This window comes from Enterococcus sp. 3H8_DIV0648 (assembly GCF_002140655.1).
GTDB classification, from domain to species: domain Bacteria; phylum Bacillota; class Bacilli; order Lactobacillales; family Enterococcaceae; genus Enterococcus_A; species Enterococcus_A hulanensis.
Genome location: NZ_NGLG01000002.1, coordinates 1,190,860 through 1,195,664 on the forward strand (window position 1 = coordinate 1,190,860; position 4,805 = coordinate 1,195,664).

Here is a 4,805-nt window from a genome sequence, read left to right on the forward strand (position 1 = left end):
TGACGATATGAGCTTTATGTTTTATTTGTGTAAGGGGTTGCAAGAATTGCACATAACGGCTTGGGATACGAGCCAAGTAGAGAATATGGAGAGTATGTTCTGGGGCTGCACACAGTTGCAAAATTTAGACTTTTCCGACTGGAATACAAGTCGAGTTAAGGATATGAGGAATATGTTTCGTGAGTGTATTCAGTTGCAAAAACTAAACGTTGCTACATGGGATACGAGCCAAGTAGAGAATATGAGCAATATGTTTAGAGAATCTGGTCAGTTACTATATTTGGAACTCTCCGACTGGGATACAAGTCGAGTTAAGGATATGAGTAATATGTTTTATGAATGTAATCAGTTGCAAGACTTAGACGTATCCAGCTGGAATACGAGTAATGTTCATAATATGGCCGCTATGTTTTATTTCTGTAGTGAGTTGAAATCCTTAAACCTAACAGGTTGGGATACGTCCAGTGTTCAGTACACTACCAGTATGTTTTACAACTGTACACAGTTGAAAGCGTTAGACTTATCAGATTGGGATACAAACCAAATTCGGTGGATGAATGATATGTTTGAAAATTGTAATCAGTTGGAAAAGTTAGACCTATCCAGTTGGGATACAAGTGAATTGGAATGGACAAATGATATGTTTTCTGGCTGTACGCAGTTGCAAGAATTAAACTTATCAGGTTGGGACACGAGCAATGTTACTGTTATGGATGCTATGTTTTCTAATTGTGCGCAGTTGCAAAAATTAAACTTATCAGGTTGGGATACGAGCCGTGTTCAGAATATGATGGGTATATTTTCAAGCTGTGATAAACTTTCAAATTTAACACTATCGTCGGACTTTAAATTTGGGTATTATCATTCTTTACCCGTATTTCCTCCTAACTCAGGAACAACGACCCAACACTGGGTGAAGGATGACTATACAGATGTGTATGATTCAACCAATGCTTTTACTGAAGCACACAATAATTTGACTGAAATAGCAACAAATCATGTATACACGATTCAGAAGAAACATGAGGTTTCTTTTGATTTGAATGATGGTAGTGGCAAGGCACCTGATCCTCAGTATATTTTTGAAGGTAAATTGGCGGATAAACCTGACTATGAAGGAACAAAAGGCGACCTAATATTTGATGGCTGGACACTCAATAGTCTACCGTTCACTTTTGATACGCCAATCACTGAACCTGTCGAGTTAGTCGCAAGCTGGCGCAAGGCCAGATATACGATCCAGTTTGATGCTAACGGTGGCGAAGGAACTATGAGTGATCAGGTACTGTCTATCGATGAAGAAAAATCACTCTCAGGCAATCAATTTACTCGTAAAGGGTATGATTTTGTTGAGTGGAATGAAGAATCTGATGGGAGCGGAGACAGTTATTCAGATAAAGAGGCCGTCAAAAATTTATCAATCACAGAAGGTGCACAGATAAAACTTTATGCGCAGTGGAAGCCGATCACTTATACGATCAATTTTGATAGTAAGAATGGCTCATCCATTTCACCAAAGACATACACGATCGAAACAGGAATCGACAAGTTTGATTCACCAACTCGTCTCGGCTATACCTTCGAGGGGTGGTACGAAGGAAAAAATAAGGTAACGAAGATCGAAAAAGGTGAAACAGGCAACCGTACGTTGATTGCCAAATGGACGCCAGTAACCTATCAAGTCACCTTCGACAGCGCCGGCGGTAGCACGGTTGATCCGATTACGTTCACCACTGAAAATTCTGTTACTAAATTACCAGAACCAGCACGAATCGGTTATCGTTTCTTAGGCTGGTATGACGGCGAGACAAAAGTGACCGAACTGCCAAAAGGAACGACTGGCGACAAAACCCTAACCGCGAAATGGGAAAAAATCAAGTCAATAGAAGTCATTGAAAATATCCTAAAAGAAGAAAATCAAAAGAACCGCAAGGAACAGGATTACACCGGGGACAGTTGGAAAGTGTATCAAGAAGCGAAAAAGGCTGCCGAGGATTTATTAAAAGAGGTCAATCCTGATCCACTCAAAACCGAACAGGTATTGGCTAAACTTCAATCTGCTATCCAAGGACTAACTTTGAAAGACGCAACCGCACCAAAACCTGTAGGAACGACGAATACACCAGTAAGTAAGAAGGTCTATCCAACAGCACAGGCAAAGCAATATCCACGGATGAATATGGTCACAACCATTTGGCCGGGATTCATAGGAACAGGATTAGTTGTAGCAGTCATTGCTTTGATTAAGAAGAACAAGAAATAAGATGATTTAGAGAAGGGCCTGGGATGATGTATGTCTCAGGTTCTTTTTTTTACGTCAAGCATGACGGTTATTTAGCAGGAGAATTTTAGTTGATTTATTTAAAATATTTTTACCCATTTTCGCGTATCTTACCAGTGAAGAACTTTGATAGTACGCCATTTCCCATGCTATAATGAGGGCAAGAAAAAGCCTTTTCAGCAGAGCGCGACTATCTGGAAAGGTGCGAAAAGATGAAGAAATATTTACCGACCAATGACCTGCTTTTTAAAAAGATGTTGACCTCCGAAGATTCCTTGCATATCCTCAAAGCTTTTGTGAATGACCTTTTAGAAACGGATTTCAAAGAGTTACAACCCAAGCAAACCCATCACATTGACAGCTATATCAGTAACTACGAAAAAGCACAACAAAAACCGAAAGTCCAATATACCGAAGTTGATATTTTGGCTACAACGGAGGACGGTACCCAGACAACGATCGAGTGTCAGATTCAGCCTCACGATCATTTCAACTCGCAAGCGCTTTTTTACTTGATCGAAGCGTTTCGCTCCTCGTTAGGCAAAAAGAAAAGCAAAAACATTATTAAGGATAATCTGTTTTCGAGTTTGTATCCGGCTTACGGAATCAATATCATTGATTTTCACTTAGCCGATGCGAAAGGTAATGCCTTGCGACGCTTTCGATTACTTGATGAAAAGACCCAGCAGCCATTTTTAGGAGACCAAGAAGAAGAGCTGTTGATCCTATGCTTTCTTAGTCTGAAAAGTAAAAATATTCAGCCAAACTCCGCCGTGCACCACTGGCAAACATTCCTAAAAACTGGCGAAGTCGCCGCAGGAGCTCCCGAATATATCAAAGAAGCCAAACAACGAATCGACTTTTACAACCTTGGAAGGGAGGAACAAAAAATGATTATGAAAATAGATAAAGCCGAGGCTATTAGTAATGCGGTTATGTCTACCAAGTTGAATCAGGGCAGAAGAGAAGGGCTGGAACTTGGGATAATTAAGGTGTCTCGATCAATGTTGAAAGACAATCTTCCTTTAGAAATGATCTCCAAGTATACCGGTTTGAGTATTGAGAAGTTGGAAGAATTGAAAAAAGAGCAGGAATAGCAATCATCTGTTTGATTGAAAAGAGTGTTAAGGAAGGGATAAAAAAATGAACAAAGCAGAAGCTATTAGTAGTGCAGTCATGTCTACTAAAGTGAGAGAAGGAATGGAACTTGCGAGAATTGAGAACGCTCAATCAATGTTAAAAGACGAACTCCCTTTAGAAACGATCTCCAAATATACCGGATTGAGCATTGAGAAGCTGGAAGAGTTGAAGAGAGAGCAGGAGCAGTAGGCTGTTTGATTGAAAAGAGTGTTAAGGAAGGGATAAAAAAATGAACAAAGCCGAGGCTATTAGTAACGCAGTTATGTCTACTAAGTTGAATCAAGGCAGAAGAGAAGGAATAAAAGAAGGTAGAGAACTTGAGAAAATTGATTTTGTCCGAGCAATGTTAGAAGATGGTCTTCCTTTAGAAGTGATCTCGAAGTATTCCAAATTAAGTATTGAGAGGCTGGAAGAATTGAAAAAAGAAAATGAGTAATTATACTGTCCGAATGATAAACTCGGATAAATCTGATTCAAAAAATCAAACAATCAAACAATCCAGTCTAAAAACTCAATTTCAGAAGATCATGGAAACGTTAAAAGAGCCCCATATTAACCAACTAAATCATTTGAAAAGTTAAAAACTAATCAGGAGGGAGGAGTAGAATGTCTCAATCAACGATTACATTTAGAATTCCCGATGATGAAAAAGAATTAGTATCGGAATACGCAAAGGTGCATAATTCTTCATTGACAGAACTTTATCGGAATGCCGTACTTGATAAAATTGAAGATGAAATCGATTTGAAAACATTGCAGAATGCGATTAAGATTTCCAAAGAGAAAAAAGAAATGGGCATTTCTCAAGATGAGATGGAAGAGTTACTAAATGAAGTATAGAGTTATTTATATGCCACAAGCACAGAAGCAATTGAAGAAAATGGATCGAAACCAAGCCACAATTATTGTTGCGTGGATCAGAAAAAATTTAGAAGGAACAACAGACCCACGTCAACACGGAAAGGGATTTACTGGAAACCAAAGTGGGGAATGGCGTTATCGCATTGGAAGCTATCGAATATTAGCTGTTATTCGTGATTCTGAAATTGTGATAGAAGTATTTTCAATTGGTCATAGAAGTGCCATTTACAAAAAGCAATGATAGTCTCGCAATTGCTGTGGTTAATGGTTTTGTCTCAACAGTGAAATAATCGATTAATGGCTGGATTTCAAGGACTTCCTCGTGATCCAGCCATTTTTTGTATTCGACAACTTTTTCCCGCATCCTTAACGGAATAAAATATGATTTGAAAAGTGATGTATTAGATGAAATTATAGATGACTTTGAAGTTTCCCCGATGATATGAGTGATCAATTATATAAATGAGTGTAAAACTTGGAAATTGAATTTAAAAAAGACCCTAGATAATGGACACTGATAAAA

6 protein-coding genes are annotated in these 4,805 nt (G+C 38.6%); all 6 read left to right on the plus strand.

Features of this window, described 5'->3' with window-relative positions; genetic code table 11:
• On the plus strand, positions 1 to 2,263 hold a 2,263-nt coding region (locus A5875_RS21915), incomplete at its 5' end, for a BspA family leucine-rich repeat surface protein (RefSeq protein WP_176244780.1).
• A gap of 230 nt (positions 2,264 to 2,493) precedes the next feature.
• Positions 2,494 to 3,378: an Rpn family recombination-promoting nuclease/putative transposase gene (locus tag A5875_RS21920; protein WP_088935674.1), complete on the plus strand. Its 885-nt coding sequence runs from the start codon at positions 2,494 to 2,496 to the stop codon at positions 3,376 to 3,378.
• A gap of 46 nt (positions 3,379 to 3,424) precedes the next feature.
• A complete protein-coding gene (locus A5875_RS21925; RefSeq protein ID WP_088935675.1) occupies positions 3,425 to 3,610 on the plus strand; it encodes a hypothetical protein in 186 nt (61 codons plus the stop codon).
• A 40-nt stretch (positions 3,611 to 3,650) separates the two neighbouring features.
• Positions 3,651 to 3,857 carry a hypothetical protein gene (locus A5875_RS21930; RefSeq protein ID WP_088935676.1) on the plus strand — a complete coding sequence of 69 codons (207 nt, stop codon included), beginning with the start codon at positions 3,651 to 3,653 and terminating at the stop codon, positions 3,855 to 3,857.
• Between the two features lie 170 nt (positions 3,858 to 4,027).
• On the plus strand, positions 4,028 to 4,261 hold the full coding sequence (relB, locus tag A5875_RS21935) for a type II toxin-antitoxin system RelB family antitoxin (RefSeq protein ID WP_088935677.1): 234 nt from the start codon (positions 4,028 to 4,030) through the stop codon (positions 4,259 to 4,261).
• Positions 4,251 to 4,523, plus strand: coding sequence for a type II toxin-antitoxin system RelE family toxin (locus tag A5875_RS21940; protein WP_088935678.1), 273 nt, complete (start codon positions 4,251 to 4,253; stop codon positions 4,521 to 4,523). The genes relB and A5875_RS21940 overlap by 11 nt, the downstream gene beginning before the upstream one ends.
• Positions 4,524 to 4,805 lie beyond the last annotated feature (282 nt).